This is a genomic window from Microbulbifer sp. CNSA002, assembly GCF_047324085.1.
In the GTDB taxonomy this organism is placed as follows: domain Bacteria; phylum Pseudomonadota; class Gammaproteobacteria; order Pseudomonadales; family Cellvibrionaceae; genus Microbulbifer.
Genome location: NZ_CP172449.1, coordinates 2,855,019 through 2,879,671 on the forward strand (window position 1 = coordinate 2,855,019; position 24,653 = coordinate 2,879,671).

22 protein-coding genes are annotated in these 24,653 nt (G+C 47.2%); 9 read left to right on the forward strand and 13 right to left on the reverse strand.

Going from position 1 to position 24,653, the window contains the following annotated elements:
- Positions 1–59: 59 nt before the first annotated feature.
- The 4 genes from ACG1BZ_RS12690 to ACG1BZ_RS12705 all read right to left on the reverse strand — a co-directional run bounded on the left by ACG1BZ_RS12690 (position 60) and on the right by ACG1BZ_RS12705 (position 3,919).
- The gene (locus tag ACG1BZ_RS12690) at positions 60–875 is read right to left on the reverse strand and encodes a hypothetical protein (protein ID WP_413662128.1); all 816 of its coding nucleotides are present in this window, start codon (positions 873–875) and stop codon (positions 60–62) included.
- A gap of 273 nt (positions 876–1,148) precedes the next feature.
- Complete coding sequence (locus tag ACG1BZ_RS12695; RefSeq protein WP_413662129.1) at positions 1,149–2,003, reverse strand: alpha/beta fold hydrolase; 855 nt, start codon at positions 2,001–2,003, stop codon at positions 1,149–1,151.
- Positions 1,996–2,931, reverse strand: coding sequence for an alpha/beta fold hydrolase (locus tag ACG1BZ_RS12700; protein ID WP_413662130.1), 936 nt, complete (start codon positions 2,929–2,931; stop codon positions 1,996–1,998). The genes ACG1BZ_RS12695 and ACG1BZ_RS12700 overlap by 8 nt, the downstream gene beginning before the upstream one ends.
- Before the next feature lie 127 nt (positions 2,932–3,058).
- The gene (locus ACG1BZ_RS12705) at positions 3,059–3,919 is read right to left on the reverse strand and encodes a LysR family transcriptional regulator (RefSeq protein ID WP_413662131.1); all 861 of its coding nucleotides are present in this window, start codon (positions 3,917–3,919) and stop codon (positions 3,059–3,061) included.
- 230 nt (positions 3,920–4,149) lie between these two features.
- Here ACG1BZ_RS12705 and ACG1BZ_RS12710 point away from each other — a divergent pair, with 230 nt between their 5' ends.
- Both ACG1BZ_RS12710 and ACG1BZ_RS12715 read left to right on the forward strand, forming a co-directional pair.
- Positions 4,150–5,325 carry a thiolase family protein gene (locus ACG1BZ_RS12710; protein ID WP_413662132.1) on the forward strand — a complete coding sequence of 392 codons (1,176 nt, stop codon included), beginning with the start codon at positions 4,150–4,152 and terminating at the stop codon, positions 5,323–5,325.
- Positions 5,326–5,336: 11 nt separating this feature from the next.
- On the forward strand, positions 5,337–5,774 hold the full coding sequence (locus tag ACG1BZ_RS12715; RefSeq protein WP_413662133.1) for a cupin domain-containing protein: 438 nt from the start codon (positions 5,337–5,339) through the stop codon (positions 5,772–5,774).
- A 39-nt stretch (positions 5,775–5,813) separates the two neighbouring features.
- Here ACG1BZ_RS12715 and ACG1BZ_RS12720 read toward each other — a convergent pair whose 3' ends face one another.
- From ACG1BZ_RS12720 to cadR, 3 genes are all read right to left on the reverse strand, one after another.
- Complete coding sequence (locus tag ACG1BZ_RS12720; RefSeq protein WP_413662134.1) at positions 5,814–6,218, reverse strand: acyl-CoA thioesterase; 405 nt, start codon at positions 6,216–6,218, stop codon at positions 5,814–5,816.
- A 104-nt stretch (positions 6,219–6,322) separates the two neighbouring features.
- A complete protein-coding gene (locus tag ACG1BZ_RS12725; protein WP_413662135.1) occupies positions 6,323–7,159 on the reverse strand; it encodes a metallophosphoesterase in 837 nt (278 codons plus the stop codon).
- A gap of 21 nt (positions 7,160–7,180) precedes the next feature.
- A complete protein-coding gene (gene cadR / locus ACG1BZ_RS12730; RefSeq protein WP_413662136.1) occupies positions 7,181–7,615 on the reverse strand; it encodes a Cd(II)/Pb(II)-responsive transcriptional regulator in 435 nt (144 codons plus the stop codon).
- Between the two features lie 131 nt (positions 7,616–7,746).
- Between cadR and ACG1BZ_RS12735 the strand changes: the two genes are divergently transcribed.
- Entirely contained in the window at positions 7,747–9,879 is a 2,133-nt protein-coding gene (locus ACG1BZ_RS12735) for a heavy metal translocating P-type ATPase (protein ID WP_413665865.1), read from the forward strand.
- Between the two features lie 168 nt (positions 9,880–10,047).
- A complete protein-coding gene (locus ACG1BZ_RS12740; RefSeq protein ID WP_413662137.1) occupies positions 10,048–10,512 on the forward strand; it encodes an energy transducer TonB in 465 nt (154 codons plus the stop codon).
- A gap of 96 nt (positions 10,513–10,608) precedes the next feature.
- Here the strand turns inward: ACG1BZ_RS12740 and ACG1BZ_RS12745 are convergent, their stop codons facing one another.
- Positions 10,609–10,881: a hypothetical protein gene (locus tag ACG1BZ_RS12745; RefSeq protein ID WP_413662138.1), complete on the reverse strand. Its 273-nt coding sequence runs from the start codon at positions 10,879–10,881 to the stop codon at positions 10,609–10,611.
- A 23-nt stretch (positions 10,882–10,904) separates the two neighbouring features.
- Positions 10,905–12,476, reverse strand: coding sequence for a nitric oxide reductase transcriptional regulator NorR (gene norR / locus ACG1BZ_RS12750; RefSeq protein WP_413662139.1), 1,572 nt, complete (start codon positions 12,474–12,476; stop codon positions 10,905–10,907).
- A 171-nt stretch (positions 12,477–12,647) separates the two neighbouring features.
- Between norR and ACG1BZ_RS12755 the strand changes: the two genes are divergently transcribed.
- From ACG1BZ_RS12755 to ACG1BZ_RS12770, 4 genes are all read left to right on the forward strand, one after another.
- Complete coding sequence (locus ACG1BZ_RS12755) at positions 12,648–12,899, forward strand: hypothetical protein (protein WP_413662140.1); 252 nt, start codon at positions 12,648–12,650, stop codon at positions 12,897–12,899.
- A gap of 428 nt (positions 12,900–13,327) precedes the next feature.
- Positions 13,328–14,593, forward strand: coding sequence for a glycosyltransferase family 2 protein (locus ACG1BZ_RS12760; RefSeq protein ID WP_282932988.1), 1,266 nt, complete (start codon positions 13,328–13,330; stop codon positions 14,591–14,593).
- A 5-nt stretch (positions 14,594–14,598) separates the two neighbouring features.
- Positions 14,599–15,624, forward strand: coding sequence for an HlyD family secretion protein (locus tag ACG1BZ_RS12765; RefSeq protein ID WP_413662141.1), 1,026 nt, complete (start codon positions 14,599–14,601; stop codon positions 15,622–15,624).
- Positions 15,625–15,928: 304 nt separating this feature from the next.
- Positions 15,929–17,161 carry a hypothetical protein gene (locus ACG1BZ_RS12770; RefSeq protein WP_413662142.1) on the forward strand — a complete coding sequence of 411 codons (1,233 nt, stop codon included), beginning with the start codon at positions 15,929–15,931 and terminating at the stop codon, positions 17,159–17,161.
- 52 nt (positions 17,162–17,213) lie between these two features.
- Here the strand turns inward: ACG1BZ_RS12770 and ACG1BZ_RS12775 are convergent, their stop codons facing one another.
- A complete protein-coding gene (locus ACG1BZ_RS12775) occupies positions 17,214–18,854 on the reverse strand; it encodes an acetolactate synthase large subunit (RefSeq protein ID WP_413662143.1) in 1,641 nt (546 codons plus the stop codon).
- Between the two features lie 304 nt (positions 18,855–19,158).
- On the opposite strand from ACG1BZ_RS12775, the gene ACG1BZ_RS12780 reads away from it, so the two are divergent.
- Positions 19,159–21,048, forward strand: a complete 1,890-nt coding sequence (locus tag ACG1BZ_RS12780) for a potassium transporter Kup (RefSeq protein ID WP_413662144.1) — start codon at positions 19,159–19,161, stop codon at positions 21,046–21,048.
- 195 nt (positions 21,049–21,243) lie between these two features.
- Here the strand turns inward: ACG1BZ_RS12780 and ACG1BZ_RS12785 are convergent, their stop codons facing one another.
- The 3 genes from ACG1BZ_RS12785 to ACG1BZ_RS12795 all read right to left on the reverse strand — a co-directional run bounded on the left by ACG1BZ_RS12785 (position 21,244) and on the right by ACG1BZ_RS12795 (position 24,161).
- Positions 21,244–22,071: a DUF2059 domain-containing protein gene (locus ACG1BZ_RS12785; protein ID WP_413662145.1), complete on the reverse strand. Its 828-nt coding sequence runs from the start codon at positions 22,069–22,071 to the stop codon at positions 21,244–21,246.
- Between the two features lie 105 nt (positions 22,072–22,176).
- Positions 22,177–22,968 carry a penicillin-binding transpeptidase domain-containing protein gene (locus ACG1BZ_RS12790; RefSeq protein ID WP_413662146.1) on the reverse strand — a complete coding sequence of 264 codons (792 nt, stop codon included), beginning with the start codon at positions 22,966–22,968 and terminating at the stop codon, positions 22,177–22,179.
- Positions 22,969–23,258: 290 nt separating this feature from the next.
- Positions 23,259–24,161, reverse strand: coding sequence for a prohibitin family protein (locus ACG1BZ_RS12795; RefSeq protein WP_413662147.1), 903 nt, complete (start codon positions 24,159–24,161; stop codon positions 23,259–23,261).
- Positions 24,162–24,653: the final 492 nt, after the last annotated feature.

A 24,653-nucleotide genomic window follows, 5' to 3' on the forward strand; every position in this document is an offset into this window, starting at 1 on the left:
CGAATATAGTTAGACAAAAATAAAACCATACGCTAAACAACCTTCACCGCCATCTACATTCAGTTGAATGTACTAAAGCGTATATCCGTATATCCTAGCAACAATAACTGGGCACGAAGTTGATCAATGGCAACTGGAGTGGGCCGATAATGGCCAGAACAGGTGTTAACGAAAACTATCTTCCCACCCTCCGCTACGATCTCACCCGCTGCTGCAACACTATCTCCTGCCAGAAACGTCGAATGAGCAAAGACTGGCTTTGGATAAAAATAACTTGAATATATATTCCCATTCTTATCCATAACATAGATAGCGGCTCTACCATTATAATCTTCTGCCTGTTGTGCGCGACTAGTATCAAAAAGCTCACCAGTAGAGTCATAAATCTTCCCGTCCATCACCGATAGTTTCGTTCCCTCTCGCTGGGCATCTGTGTAATAAATAACATATGCAGGACACATATATTTAAATTTTTTAAGACACCTTACATCTTCACCCTTGTATTTTGAATGAAGTTCAAAAAGCCTGTAGTTTTTTATTTTTGAATTACCATGTACCGCAACACTAGAGCTACTTTCATTAGCCCTATTCGTATCGTTCATAGTAAGAATCCACTGGGAGATTCCTTCTGGTGCACATATGCCCGCATTAACCCCATGGTAATTACATGTATTTTCACCTGACCACCAGTCAGTTGGTCTAGGCAATACGCTATTGGAAAGACATATTTCCATTAAGTATTCTGGTGTTTCATTTACATTTCTGCTCTCAACTATAAATGCCCTATCACGATAAGCCATACCGCTTGAGGGCTGGCCACAATAGAGTGCAGTCAAAAGTACGGCAATAACTTTCTTTAGATTCTTGACGACCATTAACGGCAACTCTTTCGCAACTGAAAAGGACGGGAGAATACAGTGGTCTCAAAATGCGCTGTGAATAGGTGTTTATAAGCTTTCAGCCGGCATCTATGCCTATATTGTCCCGCACGCACTGTATTTTCCTTCGAAAATTTAGGTTTTTCAGTCATCAAAACCCACTCTAAGAAGAACACCTAAGACTAACCAGCAGGACTTGATACAGAAGAGTAAATAGTATGACGAGTGGGGCGACTTCCAATTCAAAATAGAAATGGCCCCCCTAGATGCTCAAGCCGCAGCATTCAACCAACCTAAAGTGTCCCTCCACAAACTATCTTCGTAGCGCGCCTTGAAGAAACCAAAATGACCTATTGGCTTTGTATCCACGGCTTTAGCATTCACAATCTGTATTTCAGTATTTGCATTACAATAGAACGCCTTGAGAGCCTTCACAGCCTGCAGTGGAGCAAAATCTATATCATCATCTATGTATAGAAACTTCATATTGCACTCTAGACGGGAGAAGCCATCTCGTACGGGCCTACCTCTCTGGTCAACAATATAATCTTTATGGCGCCCCCAGTAGGCCCACTGCCGGGCAACACCTGCGGGTAAACTTTCACCTCCGAGGAAAAGGCCTGGAACTTGCCCCAAAATATTTGATAAGAGCGGTATCATAGCGAACCAAGCAAACAATATTTTGGGCCTCTGACGCAATCCCCAGTGACCCCAATACCCGCTTTGGGAGGATACACAGTAGACACTAGCAAGTTGGGTATTGTTATCTGCGAAGCCAATAATTTGGCCCCCTACACTATGCCCCACACAATGCCAGGTTAGCGTTTTGTATTGGCTAGTAGACCAATCGATAACAGTGGCCAAATCGTACTCTCCCCACGCGCTCATAGATAGTCGGGAGTCTCGTTGATTGGCAACCGCAGACTTACCTATACCTCGATAGTCATAGGTCACTACCAAGTAGCCATTCTTAGCCAGGAATTTTGCAAATTCAGCATAATAGCCCTGCTTGACCGCAGTAGCCGAATTTATGATTACCCCCGCTTTAGGCGGACCTTTTGGTGAAAATAGCGTTGCCCCGAGAGATAGGCCATCCTGAGTTACTATTCGACATTCTTCAATCATTACTTGAGACCTCCATGTCTTGGTCTAATACAAAATTTATGAGAGGACCCAGCACCACATCCGGAGCCTCCAGCTCAGGGAAATGTCCAGCTTCTGCTATGCGTAGTAGAGAGGCCTCCGGGATCATATTCAAACTTGAATGCTTACAAGTACATTTATGAGAAAGGTCCCGCTCCCCCCAAAGAAATAAGGCTCTCACTGTTAAGGGTTTGGAGAAAAGAGTACCCTGCAAAGGAGATTCGCCGACTAATAATCGTTGAAAAGCTGACGCCAGATTAAAAGTTGCTCCATGTTGGTAGGCTTGTTGGGCCAATTCATTAAACGGTGTGATCAGCTCACTCCTCCCTAGCGCAGCTTCAAACCAGGCAAGTGTTCGCTTACGTTTCAGAGCTTTTAGCAACAGCTGACTTAAAATTGGCTTGCTCAGCAATCCTCGTGGATCTCTCCCCTCCTTCCATCTCAACATTTCTCCCCAGCTCGGTACTTGAGATAGCACTATGTGGTCAAGCAAATCTGGGCGCTTGTACGCAAGTGCAATTGCTCCAAAGCCGAGTACGCATGGAGCAACAAGCGTCACACATCCAAGGGCAAGGTTTTGTAAAAACACCTCGGTAAGGCTAACCAAAGATGCAAAGTTATAATCAAGACTCGTTGAAGGAATGGAAAAACCAAAGCCAGGTGGTTCAAATATTACAACGGTGAAATCACTTGGAACTTGGCTTACAAGATAGTCATAATGCTCAATGACAACTGGCGGATCTGCTTCAAATACAATTACACGGCTGCCTCGCCCTATCTTTCGATAGCGAATCACACAAGAGCCCAAATCCATAAACTGAATACCATCTCTTGAGTGAGCTGCGTACCCTTTAAGAGTTTGACTTTTAAGCAAACTCGGCACAAAGCCATCTATAACTGCCGATATCATACTCTGGCCACCTGATTACTTTAGATACTCAATCAGATAATCCTAGGGAAGTGACAACACGGCGACAAATGGGTTTTTCCTTAGGCTCAGGCAAGAAAATCTTGTCTGGGAAAATAAAGCTAGGTGATTAACCTTCTAGGGAATGGACAACTTCTATAAACCAGCGAACAAATCCTTCAATAATTTCGTTACCCTCCAATGACTTGCTAAAGGCAAGATACAAAGGAGACAGCTCACTGAATTTTTCAGGGTAGAGTAGTTCAAGCTCTCCAGATCTGACCTTAGGCGTTAGTGCGGGAAAGTATCCCATTGCGACTCCCAACCCTTGCTCGGCCATCTCGAGTACGGGTTGTAAGCCATCACAAGTCAGCGTCTCATTGAATTCAACTGATAAGCCCCAATCTGCCGACCATCTTTGCCAACCTAGCTTATCTGTAGACAATTGGATCTGATTTGCTCGATCACTCTTCAAGTAACCCGGCGCGCAAACCGGTGAAATTCGCACCCTTGAGACCTCCCGGTAACACAAATCATCATTCAACTCCTTGTCATAACGTATAGCAACCTGCAGTTCGCCAGGATCTATGCTGGCGCGGGCGATTTGAGACTCGATACTAATACACACTGTGGGGTATAGCGCTTTAAAGGATTTGATATTTGGGACGAGTACTGTATTGGTCAGAAATGGAATACTGTGGATGGTAAGTGTTTTATTTTGATCCCGCGCAAGTAAATCCAAAGTTGCCCGTCGAATCACTTCCAGTGCCTTGGCAATTTTCAGATGGTATTCCCTACCAACACCCGTAAGTTCAATAGTTCGATTGAAACGAATAAATAGCTTGGTTTGCAACTCCGCCTCCAGCGTTCGTATCTGGTGCCCAACAGCGGAAGGTGTTACATGAAGCTCTTGTGCAGCGTCCTTGAAGCTTAAGTGCCGAGCAGCCGCATCAAAGGTTACCAGCAAGTTAGTCGAGGGAAGTTTCCGCATGAAGAATACTGTGATGCCATACCATTATTTTGTGAATGGCAGATTATCATGGGTACTACAGACTCCCTCAACGTGTTAGCTGCCAAAATTGAGGAGAATCTAGCCCAAAACAACCCCTCCCCTTGGAGCGGTTACGCTTGAAAGCAACTCCAAACTCACCTCCCTCCTGCAAGCCCCTCTATCTGATCTAATGTAAACACATCCCCTCCCCGATCGTGTGAGCTACACCCATGAGAGATGTCGCCGTTGTTGCCTATTGCCGAACTGCCATCGCCAAAGCCAGGCGGGGTGCGCTGAATGAAACTCACGGTATTTCTATGGCTGCCCATGTCCTGAGGGAGGTGGTTTATAAGGCGGGTTTAACGCCACAGGAAGTGGAAGACGTTGTGTTGGGGTGCGGCTTACCCGAGGGGGCTACCGGGCACAATGTCGCGCGCAACGCGGCACTATTTGCCGGCTTTGGGTCTCAAGTGCCGGGGTTTACTATAAATCGCTACTGCGGCTCTGGCCTTAACGCGGCTTCTATTGTGGCCAATCGTATTGCCGCAGGCGAAATGCAAATTGGGGTGGCCGGTGGCGTCGAGAGTATCAGCCTAGTGCAGTTCAACTTGAACCTGAACCATTTTGTCTATGAGCCCCTACAAAAGAAAGTGCCGGCAGTTTGGTGGACCATGATCCAAACGGCCGACTATGTCGCCGATCAATACAACATCAGTCGCGAAGATCAGGATCGCTATGTGGTTGAGTCACAAAAGCGTGTTGCTGAAGCTCAAAAGGCCGGAAAGTTTGCCGAGGAAATCACGCCGTTTGATACGGTAATGGCAGTGAAAGATAAGGAGAGTGGCGAAACCAATCGCATGAAAGTCACCTTGTCAGAAGATGAAGGCCCCCGCCCCGGCACAACCATGGAAGCCCTGTCTGCGCTGGAGCCCGTAAACACAGGGGGGACGATAACTCCCGGTAATGCGTCCCAATTATCCGATGGGGCCGCAGCGGTCGTCATGATGGATGCTGAACTGGCAGCGCAGAGAAACCTGCCTATTCTGGGGCTGTTTCGCGGTATGCAGCTGGGAGCGGTAGCGCCAAAAGAGATGAGTATTGCGGTAGCGCCAGCGGTCAGTCGCCTTATGAAGCGCCACCAACTCACCCAGGATATGATTGACCTTTGGGAGCTACATGAAGCTTTTGCCGTAACCACTCTATACAACCAGGCTGAACTCAAAACCCCTTGGGACATTACCAATGTTAATGGCGGTGCTATTGCGCTCGGCCACCCCTACGGTATGTCGGGCATCCGCTATCTGGGTTCAACCCTGTTAGAACTGGGCCGGCGCGACACCCATCGGGCAATTATTGGTGTCTGCACTGCCGGCGGCATGGCGACGGCTGCTTACTTAGAGCGATAAGGAGTCGCCCCATGAACACCTGGAAGCCTATAGCTACCCTAGTATTACTGCTACTGCTCCCATTGGCGAGTTATCTACAGGAAAATATGCAGGGGGTAAAATTTGACACACTGGTAGAATCGACCAAGGATTGGGCCGGAGATACCCTCCCCCAATATCCAGAGGGGCAGCCAGAGCTCTCTGTGGTGCGTGTGACAATCGAGCCCGGCGCACGGCTACCAGTGCACAAACACCCCGTACCTAATAGCGTCTATGTTGCCGAAGGCACTTTAAAAGTTACCCTCGTTGACCAGGATAAAAGCCTAACTTTGGATGAGGGAAAAGCCTACGTTGAAGTCACCGATATGTGGCATTTTGGGCGCAATGAAGGCGACAAGCCTGCGACACTCATCATTTTTTACGCTGGTGCTAAGGGAATTCCGACAACGGTCTTTCAAAAAGATAATTAGGAAGCACCCTACTCTAATAACTTGCCGATGAATTAGCAGCTAACTGACGCGCAGCAGGGCTTCTCTAAGATAGCCAGGCAATGGGGTCTTCTCCTTTTCAGGGGATGACAGGGTGACATAGGTAATATTAGCGGTGAACGCTAGTATCCCACTTTCCAAGAAGCCTTTCGTTTGAAACGTAAAAGAGTGATTACCAATATCCGCAACAGAAACCTGGATACTTAATTCTTGATCCCAGGTTACTGGGGATAGAAACTCCAGGTTAAAAGCTCTTACAGGTGTAAGAAAACCCAGTTGTTTCATTCTGGCGATAGCAGGCCCTTCAAGCAGAACAGCCATTGCATCATGGGTTGCCTCAAGTGCAAAAGATGAGAACCTTGGGGTGTATACGATTCCCTCGGGATCACAATCCCCGAACAGTACTTTTCGTTTGACGGTTATCATCGTATCAACCCGTTATTTCTTATCTGGGCTGGAATTATATGTGAAGGTCCCCGCTCCATTCCTACCAAACCACCTACCCAAATCCATCATTGAGGGATCATGCCTCAAGGAGCAAATATGGATAATACAGTTACTTCTGGTGGCACCAGGAAACGTACTGGCAAAATACTGGTCCCTACCCCAGGGCTTACATAGAGGTGTTTATCACCTTCAACAATATGCCCAACAGCAAAACGCTGCCCGTAACTTGAAGGTACTATCGGCCGCCCAATAAACGGCAAGTAGACCTGGCCCCCGTGAGTATGCCCGGCGATAGTTAATGACAGCTCCGCAGGCAGTTCGGGGAAAATATCCGGATTATGAGTGAAGGCCAATATCGTCTCACCTTCATCTATCCCTTGCATTGCTTTTTTAACATCGTGAGGCCCCTCCCAAAAATCACTGATTCCCACTAGTCGTAATTTACATTCGCTACTAACCAGACTTACTGACTTATCCTCAAGCACTGAAATTCCCTGGTTTTCAAGGGATTGCTCAACCCGCGCTGCATCAAGCCACCAATCATGATTTCCCAATACGGCAAACACCCCCATCGGGGCCTTGAGTTCTTTAAGGATTCCCGCTGCATCCTCCGGCGGAACGAATTTACCTCCAACAACCCCCTGAATAACAAAATCACCGGGTAGGAGAATAAGGTCGGGCTGGCTTTTATTAACAGCTTCAACCAGGTTTTGTAAGCTCTTCCGCCCCTTGTAAGGGGAACCTACATGCAGGTCAGCAAGTATCGCGACCCTTAGCCCGTTACATTCCTTTGGCCAGGCATCTACGACAATATCATCTTCATTAATTCGGAAACTTGCAGGCTCAACGATAAATGCCCATACGGCCAACAACAAACCAATACAAAATAATACGATAAAAGTTATACGCCACTTACTCAAAACAAGGCCCAAAATTTACGACTAACACTCATTATTATTTGCCTGATGGCCATGACAGCTACAATCTGTCAGCTCCCGCATAATGTCACAGGCATTAATTGCCTGGCCACCCTCACATCGATTGCGTAAATCTACCAAGCTTTTTCGCAACTGCTTGAGCGATTCCAGTTGTTTTTCGACTCTTTGAATTTGATCATCAACCACGCTATCAATATCAGTGCAGCTTTGCGATGGAGCCTCTTTTAATCTCAACAGGTTGCGAATATCCTCGAGGGGGATATCCAGAGAACGACAGTGGCGAATAAAACGCAGTTGTTCCAGGTGAGACTCTGAGTAAAGCCGGAAATTACCCTCTGAGCGAGCGGGCTCTGGCAGTAGCCCTGCCTGCTCGTAGTAACGAACCGTTTCCACTTTGCAGCCTACTCTCCTGGCAGCTTCACCAATCTTGTAAGCCATGCCACTCCCTCTTGACTCTATAGTTACTAGAGGGATTGTAATACTGGCTCACTGACTGATCTATCCGAGAGTGAATAATGGTCAAGCGCGATTCCAGCTGTGGCTGCAGCGGGGCAACCCAAGCCGCAACCATGACGCCGATTCAAAACACCAATAACAACAGCGACAAAGGTGACCTGTCCCTGTTCTCCATCAGCAAGATGGACTGCCCCACTGAAGAGGGGTTGATACGCGCCAAGCTCTCTGGCATGCAGGGAATTTACCAGCTGGACTTTAATCTGGTGCAGCGAATCCTACAGGTGCGCCACGCGCCAGGTATGGAGAGCAAGATCCTCAACACCCTAACCCCTCTTGACCTGGACGCACGCCTGGCCACGGAAGATGACATCGATTCCGCGCCACCTGCCACCCATGCAAACTGGTGGTTATTGGGCGCTGCCGGTTTGGCGGCGATTGCCTCCGAGGTCGTATTCTGGTTACAGGGGGGGAACAATTGGCTGGTAATGATACTGGCCCTGGCCGCTATCGCTGGCGGTGGACTCACGACCTACAAAAAGGGCTGGATTGCGCTCAGTAATCGCAACCTGAATATGAACGCGCTGATGTCCATCGCGGTCACCGGCGCCCTGCTTATCGGTCACTGGCCCGAAGCGGCAATGGTGATGGTGTTATTCACCCTGGCAGAATTAATTGAAGCCAAATCCCTAGATCGTGCCCGCAATGCGATTCGGGAGTTAATGGACCTGGCCCCGGAAACCGCCACCGTACAAGGGCCAGATGGCGAGTGGGTTTCCATGTCAGCCAAGACTGTTCCGGTTGGCACCACCATCCGGGTGCGCCCCGGCGAACGTATCGCTCTTGATGGGGAGGTAATACGCGGCAATTCAGCAGTAAACCAGGCCCCAATTACCGGGGAGAGCCTTCCGGTAGACAAAGGCCCTGGAGATGAACTTTTCGCCGGCAGTATCAACGAATCCGGGGCACTCGAATACCAATCTACGGCAGCTGCCAACGATAATCTGCTCGCCCGAATCATTCATGCGGTGGAAGCCGCACAAGGTAGTCGCGCACCAACCCAGCGCTTTGTCGACCAATTCGCCCGCTGGTATACGCCCCTGGTATTTGCAGTGGCACTGGCTACTGCGGTAATACCGCCGCTGCTTTTTGCCGGCAGCTGGATGGAATGGATCTATCGCGCACTCGTATTACTGGTAATCGCCTGCCCCTGCGCACTGGTGATTGCAACTCCTGTCACCATCGTAAGCGGCTTGGCATCGGCCACCCGCCACGGAATCCTTGTCAAAGGCGGGGCCTACCTTGAGCAGGGGCGCCACCTTCGCTGGTTGGCATTGGATAAAACTGGAACCATCACCCATGGCCTGCCAACCGTCACGGATTTTAAAGTGTTAGCGCCAATGCCCGCGGAAGAGGTACAAACCCTGGCGGCGAGCCTAGCCGAACGTTCCGATCATCCGGTATCCAGGGCCGTACTGGAGTTTGCTCAGATTCCCCACGAACGCCTACAAGAAGTGGATACTTTTGAAGCCCTGGCCGGGCGCGGCGTCAGGGGCAGAATTCAGGGGGATCAGTGCTACCTGGGTAACCACCGGCTTATTGAAGAATTGGGCATTTGCTCCGCCGAACTGGAGCGCCAATTGGGAACCCTTGAGGAAGAAGGGAAAACTGTTGTGATGCTGACCCGGGAGAACTTCGTACTGGCGATATTTGCTGTCGCCGATACCGTGAAGGAATCGAGCCAAAACGCCATTGAGAGCCTTCACAAGCTGGGCGTGAAAACACTGATGCTTTCCGGGGACAACCAACACACTGCAGATGCGATTGCCAAACAAGTCGGCATCGATCGGGCTGAAGGCAACCTACTGCCGGAAGACAAGCTCAGAGAGGTGGAGGCTCTATCTGGAAAAGGCCAGGTTGGCATGGTTGGCGATGGCATTAACGATGCCCCCGCCTTGGCACGTGCTGATATTGGGTTTGCGATGGGAGCAACGGGAACCGACACAGCGATAGAAACCGCTGATGTGGCCCTGATGGACGACAATCTGGGCAAGATCGCCACCTTTATCCAACTATCTCGTTCAACGGCCCACATTCTTTGGCAGAACATTATCTTGGCGTTGGGTATTAAAGCGGTTTTTCTGGTGCTTGCTTTTGCCGGAGAGGCAACCATGTGGATGGCTGTTTTTGCCGATATGGGGACTAGCCTGCTCGTGGTTTTTAATGGGTTGAGAGTGATGAGGAAATGAGCCGGTTTGATATACGGTTTTTCTAGTTAACCGTACTAATTCAGCAATACAGTCTTTCCGTTAACTCCGCTAGATACCGGATAGATTACTTGCTATTTAACAGCTACAGAGAAAATCTATAGGGTGTTACACTTGCCATTTCAATAAGTGTAAAGAAGATCAAAAGTTTTGAACAAATTAGCCCTGATATCTATTATTTTTCTTCTTTGCAGTTGTACTGATTCTCCAACAAGCAAAAATTGCAGCTCTTACGACGAATGCCCCCAGTGCATTGACTTTTATAAATCCAGCATTGAAGACAGGGAAATGGCAAGAGAGAAAGGCGGGCCTGTTCCTGTTTACAAATCACTGCCAATATACCCGCAAGAAGCGCTGGAAAAGCAGATGGAAGGCTACGTAATTGTTGAGTATGACATTAATAAAAACGGCGATCCGATAGACCCCCGAGTTATTAAAAGTAAGCCCTCGGGTTTCTTTGAAGAATCTGCTATCCAGACAGCAAAACACTTTAAATATGAAGCAACTCCAGAAGAGTTCAATAACATTAGAACCAAAGTCATTTATAATATTGCCGAGAATCAACCTGATAGCCAAGAAACATTTTTTGCATATTTATTGTGGCTAGCGATTTAATTATTTTTATACAAGATCGCAAGTATAAGTATTTACAGCTCTAGCCTTCTATCAAATACTTGGAGTAATATCACATGCAAATCGTAATACCCCTTATCACTTCCACCAGCGTCTAAAACTAATAAGGCTACGTGCCAGCAAAAAGGGAACCAGAAACTGGCCACTCATCTGAAGTGCAAACTTTGGCCAGAAATCTATTTCTTCAGAGAAGAATGACAGTACAAGATTGCCTGGAAATAAAAATGTACCGAAATACGGCCAACCCCCACCAATAATTTTCCAGTTATACGCAAATGCCAGTAAGCCGATAGTCAGGGAAATTACCCCTACAACCAGCGAAAACCGTAATCCTTTATCGCTAATCAACATTGCAACTCCTTGCTTAATATAGATTACTTACCTCGAACAACCTCTTTCTTGATGTAAACACCCAATCTTTTAGCGAGACGCACCAAGTTCCCTCGGTCTACGGATAGTAATTTGGCCGCTTTACTCCAGTTCCCATCGGTCTCAGCCAGGGCACGCCCAATTAGTTCGCGCTGATAGTTTTCCGTTTCCCTCCTTAAATCAATAGCCTCAGTCAGCGACTCTACCGGTTTCTGCGGAGGCTTCTGAATAACCAGGTCATCGGGAATTTCAATTTGTGCTGCAGTAATGGCAACAATAGCTTCTGGAGAGCTACCTTTGCGGGCCCTAAGGGCTGCGCGGCTGATAATATGTTCCAGCTCGCGAACATTACCCGGCCAAGCGTATCGCTGTAGCTTGTTGGTGGCCTCTGTACTGAGACGCAACTGACGAAAACCCAGCTTCCTGCGGGAGCGCTCCAAGAAGTAGTCTGCCAACAGCAGAACATCATTACCCCTCCGACATAGCGGTGGGACTTCAAGGGGATATACAGAGAGGCGGTGGTAGAGATCAGCTCGGAAAGTACCGTTTTCAATCCCCTTGCGTAAATCCCTATTAGTCGCCGCTACAATACGAACATCTACATGCTGCACCGTGTCCTTACCTACCGGCTGAATCTCACCACTTTGCAATACACGCAACAATTTGCTCTGCACCACAAGCGGTAACTCGCCAACCTCATCCAGGAAAATAGTGCCGCCGTTCGCCAGTAAAAATTTACCGGGCCTCTCGCGATCTGCGCCGGTGAAGGCCCCTTTTGAATGGCCAAAAAGTTCAGCTTCCGCCAGGGTTTCAGTCAGGGAAGCGCAGTTCAAATAGACTAAGGGCTTCTCCTTGCGAGTCGACAACCTGTGGACGGTACGGGCCACCAGCTCTTTCCCCACCCCCGTTTCACCGAGAATCAGCACGTTGTAGTCCGACCCAGCCACCAGCTCTATCTCACTGCGCAGGGACTGCATTTCCGCGCTCTCACCAATTAATTCACCTCCATCCCGCTCCAGTGCCTGCTGGGTTAGGTCTTTCACCAATTGCTCAGCATGCTCAGCGGAGTGTGACAGGGCCTTTAGCTCTAAAGCTGTGCGTAAAGTGGCCGCAGACAGCGCGGCTATCAGTTCAAGGGTTCGATCACTGATTCGGGCATAGGCATCTGCTGTCATGCTATCCACTGTCACCAGACCAATCAGGTGGTTATCTGAATAGAGAGGCAAGCCCATACAAGAGTGCACAGGAAGATCCCCTTCCCTATCCAACAGCAGACCATCGAAGGGATCTGGTAGCTGACAGTCAGAAGGGAAGCGGACCGGGTGTTCCGAGGCGCAGATTTGCGCTAGCCGTGGATGCTCATCAATCAGGAATCGCCGCCCCAGAGTCCTTCGGGCAAGCCCCTGAACTGCGAGAGGGGTGAGTGTAGCGCCATTGAGCCCAAGCAAGGCAACAGCATCGCACTTGATCGCCTTGCGGATAGTAGAGAGCAGACGCTCAAAACGATCGCTGTTGTTAAGGCTATTAGCCAGGTCCAGAGCCACTTCGAGCAGTAAGGTTGCGTTGGTATCTACCATAGCCAAATCAGTCCAAAAGACCTTTAAGAGTCATTATGACACAGCAACCATAAAGGTCAATTTGACACATAAACACCAAGAATAAGCCGTAACCCGTTGTTTTTATTGGCGTTTATATTTGGCATAGCAGTTGCTAAAGATAGATTGACGCCGTTTGAACCTGAGGCCGATATGCTGAATACGGAAAACCCCTTACTGCGTGAGCGTTTCAAGCTACTACTAAAAGCCGGTAACTTTACGCTGCTTCTGTCAGTTCCCCTGCTTATTCTGACGATTGTTATCTGCTATCCCCTATCGCACTTATTTTCAATTCCCGCGCAGGTCGCAGGACATATCTGTATGGTGATTAGTGCGACGTTTCTAAAACTGGGCTACATAGGTCGTGTGGTTGCTCAATACAACCTGGACCTTGAGGTTCGATAAAGGCTGAACCGCCGCCTCCGAATTCCCCCTTCCTAATAGCAGCGAATAAATCAACCCAGAGCCCCTGCTGGCTCTGGAGTTCAGCATTGCCCGACGCCTCAAACCACCGTGGACTATACTGACAGTCTCAGGTGACGCATCTCCTTGTGGCGGCACACCAAGTCTGCAAGCGCTTAATTGATTGATGAACAAAGGGCCAAAGTCAGGGGGTATCAAAATTGGGCTTAGCCTTAACAAGCAATGAGTTGAGAGCCCTTACCAATGAATGGAATCCAAGCGTAAGACCCACTCCTCACACTCAATCCCCTCCCCTTCTCAAAGAGGTACTGCCAGACACTAGCAGTGAGCCACATACGTTCACTCCTATATCACAGATAGGTAACAGCAATAGCCGAGGGCCGCACTCGCCTATTGGGGAGCAAACCTAAATGTGGGAAATGATCGATGACGGAATTACTTTCTTTGCCACTCAGAGCTACGCCACTCTCTTTACGATGTTTTGGATTGTCGTGGTACTCGAATTCCCCAGATATTTAATGTCATTTTTTACCTCTGTATTTTTTTTCGCCTCCAAACCTGAATTCGAAGAGGACATTGAATCCCTGGGCAGGCTCACTGCAGTTATTGCCGGTCACAACGAGGAAAACTCTATCGAAAAGTGTGGCGAGCGATTACAGGAACAGAGCTATATCCCCTACGAAGTAATTGCGATTAGCGATGGCTCCACGGATAAAACCCGAGACGATATTCACTACCTACAAAATAAAGGTCGCTTGGATGGCGCTCATGCAACAGAACTGCGTGGAGGCAAGGCCTCAGCCCTCAACTTAGGACAGAGATTTTCAACTGGCGACTTTATCGCCTCAATTGATTGCGATTGCACCTTCGATCGCCACGCTATGAAATACGTGATGCAAGGCTTTGCAGATCCCAGGGTTGGCGTGGTTTCAGGTAATGTAATTGTCCGAAACTCCACAGAAAATATACTCAGCTCATTCCAGGCCATTGAATATGTAATCAGTATTTGCTTGGGGCGACACTCTCTAGCGATGCTCGACCAAATGTGTTGTGCCTCCGGTGCCTTCAGTGCTTTTAGGGTATCCGCAATGAATCAAATTGGCGGCTTTGATGCCGGCGGAGGAGAAGACTTAGATATCACCTTTCGTTTGCGGGATTACGGTTGGAAAGTGGAATTTGCACCTGAGGCGATTTGTTATACCGATGTTCCCACCAGCATAACCGTTCTAATGCGCCAGCGCTTTAGGTGGGAACGGGATGCTATTCGTCTTCGTTACCGCAAGTACCTGCATTTTATTAATCCGTTCCGCCAAGGAATGCAGCTAAAAGAGTTTTTTCACCAATATGAATTCCTGGTTTTCAATGTTATTGCCGCAATAGCTTTACCCGTCTATTTAATCTGGCTATTCGTGCGTTATGGCGAAAATGCCTGGTTTATTTTAGCGGGAGCCCAGGTTGTATTAATTGCACTCGATACAATTACCTTTGCTTTAGCTTCTTACGCAACCCCAAAAGTCAAGTCACTTCCCCTTTGGCCCTATATTCCTGCCTATAGCATCTTTTATGTAAACTTTATGCGAGTCGTAAGACTGTATGCTTATGTTCAGGAATGGATCTTTAGAACATCCTATAAAGATTCTTTCGCCCCTTTAAAAGTACACCGTGTTCGTGAGTAGCTTGAATGAAGGCTCTGCGAAAACGACTACGCCCAGATAGCTTCGAAAGCGAGCAGCGAAAAACCCGGGGATCTGCCAGCCGACGAATATATCTGGCTTTGTTAATCTTATTTGGCATTGGTGTTATCCGATATATATGGGGCGACTGGTTTTTACTACGAAGCGATGGGTTGGTACTACGCGATCAAAGCGTTATTGAAATGGGCTACTTGGTAAAAGTGGTAGAGGTTGCCGTAGATGAAGGGCAAGCTGTTCGAGAGGGCGAGCTACTCTTAAGGATTGAATCAATGGAGCTACTGGAGCGAATAGCCGATCTCTCCACCCGCCAAGCTAACCTAATACAGATTTCTGCTGAATTCACTTTATTGGCAGAGACTGCAAAAAAACTACTTACTCCCGCCAAGGAGCGTAAAGTACAAATTGGCCGAATCGTAGATAGAATCAATAAACTTGCAAATAGAGGAGTAGTCAGCGAAGTCGGTTACCAAGATGTATTGAAAGATAACTTCGAGGCCAGTGAGACCCTGGTAAAATTACAAGTTGAAAGCGCCACCCTGGAAGGAAAACGTAGATCTGTTGATGAGGCAATTTATCGCTCCGAACAAGCGCTAAGAAAACTGGAGGAGCATTACAATAACGGTATTATTCAAAGCCCCACTTCTGGTCTAGTTGGGGCTTCAGTCCCCCATGTCGGCAATGTCTATGATGCTGGGGAGCCCCTTATGTCTATCTACACCGGGGAAGCCTATGTCCTAGCCTATCTACCCAATCAATATCAATTCGTGATCAAGCCTGGAATGGAGGTATTGGTTACTGGTGGACGCTTTAAAGACAAAGGGGTACTTGTAGAAATGATCCCCCTCTCAGCCGCACTACCCCAGGAGTTCCAAAATACATTCAAGCCCACATCGCGTAATCAGTTAGCGAAAATAGTCTTACTTGACCCATCAAAATTTCCGGTGAACGAGAAAGTTACCATAACCCTAAAGATTGACTGGATTGATGTCATTATTGATAAATTTATTAATTAACTTCCCCAGATGACGACTACCTTCTATGTCATACAATTATTCCTAATTCCCGCCAGGGACGTAGGGCACCTATCCCTGCCTATTGCCAATTTTTCACCTATCTTTTCTTAAATACTCAACAATCTATTCAGTTAAAGGGACGCCATATACACTACAGGCTACACAGTTACGCATAACTGGCATGAAATAAGCTAAAACACTCAGTTAATCTTTCAAACGCCAGCTGTTATATAGGTGTGGAGGAATCAGCATCTCCTTTTTAAGTGACGAATATAGCTTTTTTCGCTGGCCCGGCGACTCTAAGGTGACATCGCATACCGGTGAATCCAAAGACGCTATTTTAATTGAGGAGCCAGCATCAGTAGATGACCTGACGCATATATGGCATATGCGTGGTGGCTTGTATCTACTCCCGGTTATTGATCTCACTGGAACAGTCGGCGAGAAGGCAGATCTGGATTGCTCAAAGCTTAGTGCGCAGGATATGCCCGTTGTGAGCCAGGTTATTGACGACTTTCACTATCGGCGCGCGCAAGTCCACCTGGATTTCCACACCACTCAGAAAGATAGCGACAAAATACTAGCGCGATTATTTGTATCTGGCGTAAGTCTCTCGCCGCACTATAGCCCCAACTCCAAAGCTACTGTTGATTTTAATATTATCCTCGATAGCCCGACGGTTGTGACGGAATGTGAAAAACTGATCGAATCAGGATTTCTACAGGGCAAGTTTTTCGATCGACGCCATATCTGTAACGGCTGTGGAGGTTCCCAGTTTAATGTCCGTGAAGAGTGCGCGGTATGCAGATCCTCTAACCTTACCGAAGACTTCTATCTGCACCATTTCAGCTGCGCCTACCTGGGACGCGAAGCTGACTTCAGGGAAGGTGAAGACCTAATTTGCCCCAAATGTCGAAAGGAGCTTTTACACTTCGGCAGTGACTACGACAAACCCGGCACACTACTTATTTGCAATGCTTGCGGCCATGCCAGCTCAGAAGTGGAGATAGGTTTTTTGTGCCTCAACTGCCAGAAAGATACCGACAGCGAATCCATACGCACCGGGGACATTCACAGCTACGACATTACGGAACGCGCCAGTAGCTACCTAAGAGCTGGCTATGCATTTCTCGATTTTACTGACCATAACCCTATGTTCGCTGACCTACCCTTCACCCTGATCGTAGAACTCAACCAGGCGGCAAGAGCCTGGAAAGAGAACAAAACAAATTTTTGCTTGGTGAATATCAACTATGAACATGCTCATGAACTCGAAGTCGAGCATGGGCCCCGACAAACAATGCAGAGCCGCCGCCAATTCATAGAGAACCTTCATGGAGTTTTATGTAGAGCTTACGAAGGTATACGGAAAGAGGACTTTATTACCGGGAAATATGAAGATTATATGGTTCTACATGGAATAGCTAAGGAGGACATACTCGAAGATCGCAGAGAAATGATCAAGATTGCCATGTCCTCCATAAGGCTGGATATTGGCCCCTACTTTAAAGTACTTGGGCCCGAGGAGCTTGTTTAAAAGAAAGTCGAACGCCTCCCTGTTACAACTACCTTACCCGAGCCGGCTACCCCTACAACTTACTCGACAACTCGCGAATTTCATGATTCAGGATACGGTCGTTGTGGCTGTAATCCACGGGCACATCCACGAGATGGACTCCACCCGCCCTGCAACATTTTTCTATCATCGGCTTAAACTCATCCGTGGCCGTTATTCTGTGGCCATGAGCACCATAGGATTTTGCATAGTCGACAAAATCAGGGTTACCAAAATCCAGACCAAAGTTATCAAACTCCATCATGGCCTGCTTCCACTTGATCATTCCGTAGGCATCATCGCGCAAAATAAGTACGATAAGGTCAAGCTTTAAGCGAACCGCCGTTTCAATCTCCTGGGAGTTCATCATAAAGCCCCCATCCCCACAAATTGCGACCACACGGCGGTCTGGACACACCAACTTGGCAGCCATTGCCGAAGGCAAGCCCGCCCCCATCGTTGCCAGTGCGTTGTCGAGCAGCACGGTATTCGGGGCTAAAGCAGGATAATTCCGCGCGAACCAGATTTTGAACATGCCATTATCAAGCGCAATAATGCCCTTCTCCGGCATTACTTCGCGGAGATCCTTTACCAGTCGTTGCGGACGAATTGGGAAAGTGGTGGTATTTGAGCCCTCCTGGATGTGCTTTTGAAGCGCGGCACGGATACGGTGCGCATCGGTAAAGCTCCAGTGATCCTGGGGTTCCAAGTGCTGGTCCAGCTGCCACAAGCTGTTGGCAATATCGCCAACCACCTCTATCTGCGGGAAGTAGACTGGATCCACCTGCGCTGAATTGAAGTTGATATGTACAACTTCCGGGCCACCGGGACGCATAAAGAAAGGCGGTTTTTCTACAACATCGTGGCCCACATTGATAATCAGGTCGGCCTGCTCAATGGCCCGGTGAACAAAATCCCCGTCGGATAGCGCGGTATTGCCAATAAAGTGCGGTCCCGATTCATCAATTACTCCCTTACCCATCTGAGTTGTCACCACCGGAATACCCAGCTTGTCGACAAACTTGCGCAACATTTTGGCGGTTAATTTACGGTTTGCGCCTGCTCCCACCAACAGCAGAGGTTTACGGGATGCCTCAATCGCTTCTGCAGCTTTGCGCACTGCCTTCTCTTCGGCAATTGGCCTGCGGTTATAGCTGGGCTCCAAGACCGGCATGGTGGAGTGTTCACGGGCAATATCTTCAGGAAATTCCAAGTGGGTTGCCCCCGGCCGCTCCTCTTCAGATTGCCGAAAGGCTTCACGGACATGAGCTGGCACATAGTCGCCCCCCACGATTGTCTTGGTGAATTTGGTCAGGGGGCGCATCATGTCAACAATATCAATAATCTGAAACTGCCCTTGCTTGGAACTTTTGATAGGTTTTTGACCGGTGACCATCACCATCGGCATTCCACCGAGCTGGGCATAAGCTGCGGCAGTCACCAGATTCGTGGCCCCCGGACCTAAAGTAGACATACAGACACCTGGCTTGCCCGTAAGCCGACCATAGGTGGCAGCCATAAAACCGGCACCCTGTTCATGGCGCGTGACAATTAGTTTTATCTTTGAGCCCCGCAAAGACTCCAGCATATCCAGGTTTTCCTCACCAGGAATCGCGAAGATATACTCAACGCCCTCTTTCTCCAGGGCACGAATAAAAAGGTCCGATGCTTTCATTGGGGAGGCTCCTGTAGTCCCGCCTTACTAACAATAAGATCCCCGCCAAAAGAGCTGTTTTTATAACTGCCTGTCACGATTGCTCAATTACGCGGATACCTCTCTTACATCTCACTTTATCGGCTTGTAAGTTTGCACCCTGCACAGTAGCTCACATGGTGCCTTAGCAATGTATTGCTAAGATCAGTCTCAGGGAAAATTAATTTCTTGCGCGCTGATATCCACCATCCAAGTGATGACAGCAAACTCCCTGATAAGTCTTAAATCACTGCCTTTGTATGACACCGGATGATAAGAGTTGCAAATGGAATCTCGCTCAGAAGGCGCAAGAAAACACTGGGTTCTATCACTTGCCGCTCTCGGGGTTGTATTTGGTGATATCGGCACTAGCCCACTCTACGCCTTTAAACTGATTTTCCACCCCCGGTTTGGAATTCCCCATAACACCGAGACCATTATTGGTGGGGTCTCTGCTGTCTTCTGGGCACTTACCCTCATTGTCACTATTAAGTACGTCATATTGGTAATGCGCCTGGACAACCGAGGGGAAGGTGGGATCATGGCGCTGATGACACTGGCCCTGGAAGCGACAAAAGGGCGAGAATTATTAAGAAAGCTTATTATCGGCGGAGGGATCTGTGGGGCGGCACTATTTTTTGGTGATGCCGTTATCACACCAGCCATCTCCGTTCTCTCCGCAGTCGAAGGACTGGAGATAGTCAACAAGACTCTAAAACCGTTTATCCTGCCAATTTCTATCGGCATACTCTTTGGATTGTTTTTTGTGCAACGCTTCGGCACCGAAACCGTGGGGAAACTGTTCGGCCCGATCACCGCCATCTGGTTCTTAGTTTTGCTGCTCGCGGGCCTTTACTGGGTGCTCCAAAACCCTGTAATCCTCCATTCCGTCAATCCGCTGCATGCTTTGAGCTTCCTCACTAACCATGGCATGGCTTCATTCTGGATATTAGGTGCAGTATTACTGGTGTTTACCGGAGGAGAGGCTCTATATACCGACATGGGGCATTTTGGACGTATGCCTATAAGAATTGCCTGGATAGGTTTGGTGTTCCCCGCCCTGGTGTTGAACTATATGGGACAGGGCGCTCTACTTATTAGTGACACCTCTGCGGTAGACAACCCCTTTTACCGGATGTACCCGGACTGGTCGCTCTACCCAATGATTATTCTTGCAACTGTAGCAACCTGCATCGCTTCCCAGGCCTGTATCTCGGGGACCTTCTCCCTGACAAAACAAGGAATCCAACTTGGCTTGATGCCCCGTTTTGCCATCCGGCACACGTCATCAGCACTCGCGGGACAAGTCTATATGCCCGGTGTCAATTACCTATTAATGACAGCGGTAATACTGGTGGCAATTCTCTTTGGAAGCTCAGTCCACCTGGCTAGTGCTTATGGTGTATCAGTGAGTGGCGCAATGTTGATTACCTCCTGCATTGCAGCAATCGTGTATCGTCACTACCTCAAATACAATCTGATAATTTGCCTGGCTGTCGGCTCATTCTTTGCTTTTATTGATTTTGCCTTTGTTACTTCAAACCTGGCAAAGATAGGCCACGGGGGGTGGTTCTCTATAAGTTTAGCCGCCTTTATTGCGATGCTGATGATTACTTGGAGAGATGGAAAAAAAGCGATAAATTGTTACTTACAGGGGAAAAATTTTAAATTAGAGCCCTATTTAAACTCACTTTTTGATAATCCCCCATTACGAGTACCTGGAACTGCAATATTTGTGGGAACCAATCAACTCTTTGTACCTCATGCCCTGATATACAATTTGAAGCACAATAGTGTCCTTCATGAAAAGAATCTTTTCCTAACCGTTACGTCGGCCAACACACCAAAAGTACTCCCAAAGAACCGAGCAATCATTAGCAAGATCAGAGAGGGATGTTTCAGGCTAATATTACGTTATGGATATATGGAACGCCCAGATGTCGAAGGGGCCATAAATAAACTCAACAAAATGCACCTTTTGGATATAGATCCAAGTAAGTCTTCTTTCTTTACCTGCCGATATAACATATTTCCTGTTAAAGGCGGCTATAGCAAAATGGCAAATTGGCGAGAGCGGATCTTTGCCGCCATGGTAAGGAATTCAAGTAGTGCTATAGACTATTACCGCATTCCAGCGAATCGGACTGTAGAAGTGCAAGAGAATATAATGATTTGAATTGACAAGCTATTTTATCAAATAACTAACAAACCTATGAGACTCACTTTAGGGTATAGAACGGAAAGGTAAAAGTGTGATGGTCATACCGCCTGCTTCCTTTACAGCTAGTATGGATGCAGGCGGTAGGCCGAGAACCCCCTAAATACTCTAATTAAGAAGTATAAAGATATTCAGGAGCTCCCTATCCCATAATCAGTTCGCTTCGTTTTTAAGTATAGAAGCCATATCACCGGACCAACGGCCGATTACTTGTGTTAAAGCTTTATTAAGCCCTGCCATTGAAGAGGAATTGAATTTTTTAGCTTCTGGTTGGCTCAAGAACTCCTCATATTTCGCTAAGCTTGCATCGTCGAAGCCTTGATAAGTTTGCACGAAAGATAGGGTAACAAATTGCTCAACATTTTGACGCATCTGGGGCTTCATTGCCTCCATTTGTGCCTTATAAGCATCTAGATTGATCTCTTGGCCGGGAGCCATCACTGCCATAACTGCGGAATAGACAGCAATACCCGTAGAGATCTGCATCTCCATCGCCATATCGGTAGCACCAACAAGCTGATCAATACGAGTTGCCATTTCAACGCGCTTTGTGTCAGCCATCAACTGCTGTGCATTAGCCATCAAATTCTGGAATGCCTCTTCAGAGCTTCCTTCCTCTTCAGCCTTGGTAATTTTCTTACCGATATCTGACTCATACCAAGCCAATAAGACCTCAACATCTTTATCGGTCAGAGAAGTACTCAGTGACGAGCGCACTTCATCCATAATGATGGACGGTAAAATTGTATTATCTGCACTTTCAAGAATCTTCTGCAGTTTATCCTGAGGAATTGGTGCTCCCTGCTGCACGCCTTCCGTAAATCCAGATTTTACTAGCTCAGGAAACCCCTCAACCTGCTTGGTGAAACCCGATACAAGCATAAGCTTATCCAAATTGGCTACTTTATCGGCAGCCAAGCATAATGAGCAAAAGCTGCTGATGAATAAAGCAAATATAACTTTTACAGCTTGAGTTCCCATAGGAAGCCCCATATGAAAGTGAATTTGATTGCCATTATGCCGATTGACTCACAACAATCAATCAAAAAGCCCTAACCACTGCAAAAACAGACGTACCACAAGAGCCTAAATAACCCCCAACTCAGATAGTTTTTTTCTGGCAATTTCAATTCTTTTCTTTTGTACTTCCCGAAAACTGCTGCCATCTATGTTAATCGCAAAATAATGAATATTGTTATTGGACTCTACAATTCCAATATACCAACCTAAAGCCTTATTCTTAGCTAATGGCCCTCCTCCTGTTTTTGCATATAACTTATAGGCATCGGTCTCCTCTACCAGCATCACTTCTTTAAATTTATATATAGCTGACTGCGATACAGGTAATTGACCAGTAAATAAACGCTCCAGGAAGTCTACCTGCTCCAACGCTGATATTTTGATACTCTGATTGAGCCAGAAGGTATCAATACCAGACGAAGCATCCCGATTACCATAATTAAAACCTGCCAAATACTGATTCATTCTCTTGGCGCCAATCTCCGTTGCTAATTGCTGATAGATCGGAACCGCTGAATTTTGAAATGCTTCGCGAATCGTCAAAGGCCTTTCTGACCAGATTGTAGGCCACCACTCTTTAGCTGGGTATTTGTCATGATTATAGGTTAGCTCTTGTAACAGGTTCTCAACTAAACCCAAGTCAAGTGCAATAAGGGTATTGGGAACCTTAAAAGTAGAGAATGGTGTGAACTGCTTGGCTGCCCTCTCCCTATTAATTACCGTATATTCTGAGGTCCGACTATTCTTGAGCACAAAAGTACATAACTTGCTACATGAGCCCCCATCTTCTGCAACCACCGAGTTACTGGCACCAAAAACCAATATTGCAGCACTGATAAACCATATAAAGTGTTTCAACCGGAATCTCCTTGATTTAGAGTGCGTAATACCCGAGGAACATCAATAAATTTAATCCGGATAAACTGGGTAATTAGCACACCGAAAAGTACCTTTCGGGTATTGGGAGGAGTTACTTGGCAAGTCAAGTAACTAAGAGACTAACAAACAGTCCTTATTAAGTAATAACTGTACCATCATTTAGAATTTAGGAAATACTGCCAACTGAACAAACTAGGCTTGGCGTTTCCTATTGATAAACGCCAAACCTTTTGTGTAAAAAGCGAGCAAAAATCTAGCTTTGGGCCATCTTAATTTCTGCGGTCTGAGTTATTCCCCATATCCCACAGAATTGGCTGATCGCCACCCATAATAGTTGAAGGCATCTGACCATTCCATTGCTGCGCGCGGATATATTCAACCAAGGTATGGTTTCTGGCAATAGCATCAGCTTTTGCTTTAATCGCTGCGGCTTCCGCTTCCCCTTTCTCAAGAATCGCAAAAGCTTCCGCCTCGGCTTCTACACGAATCTTATGGGCTTCACCATCTGCTTTAGCTTTGGTGGCATCACGGCGCGCATTAGCCGTATTCACTTCACGTTGCGCTTCCAGCTTTTGACGTTCCAGTTTGTGCTTTTCGGCAGCCGCCAGGTTCAACTCAGTCTGCTTGGTTTCAATAGATTGGATGTACTTGGGAGGCAAACTAATGCTCTCAATCTGTACATCTCCCAATTCCATAGGCAACCCCTTGGTTTCCTCCTCCAAGAGTTCCTCAATCCGTCGAATTGCTGCATTCCGGTTCTGGATAATCTGCTCTGCCTTGAATTCAGCCAAACCAGCTTTACTGGCGCTTCTCAGCCTGGGGTCAAGAATCCGCTGTTCAAATTGTTCCAAACCGCCATATTGCTTATACAAATCTATGGCCGCACTGCGAGTTACCGTCCAGTTCACCGCAGTCACTGCTTTTAATGGCATTTGTTCTGCGGTGGCGGCATTCATCGTCTCAACATTTTTCCGGGTTCTCACTTCGATTTCGACCACATTATCCATAAGTGGGACTTTCGTATGAATTCCGGGGTCAACCTGTGAGACTGCCTTGCCAAATCGCTTTACGATTCCTACGTGACCCTCATCAACTGTGAAAACGGTCCCCATGGTGATAGGGATAATCAGTAATGCAACACCAGCGAAAATTCCCTTCTTAAGATTTTCCACAAACTTTCCTTTAACTACTTACAGCCAAAAAACGGTTCTTAACTTCAAAGATGAATACATAAGCGGACATTCTTTAATCCCTACATTCCTAAACCAGAAGGGAGTACCAAATAAGCTCCACTAAAATTCACTCAAAATGAATCGCAGGATAATATAGATAATTTTTCAATAAAAAAAGTGTAACGTTTCACTTCCACATATCAGTGGAACGAACTCTTTGAAGCGAAATATAGAGGTAAGCTTCAACTATCCAACCGCGATCTTGTTTGTAGATATTTAGCGCACAATAAAATCGCATTCGCAATTTCATATGCTAGATATACGAATAAAAACCGCCTTTTAAATTTGATCAAATACTTGAAGAGAATCGTTTACACAAAAATACATGTCACAGTATTTTTGGCCTTTCATGAATAAAAGATATAGGAGAGATACGCCTAAACCCACTACCAGATGAACACTTATTACTTATGCAAATCCAGCTATGCCTCA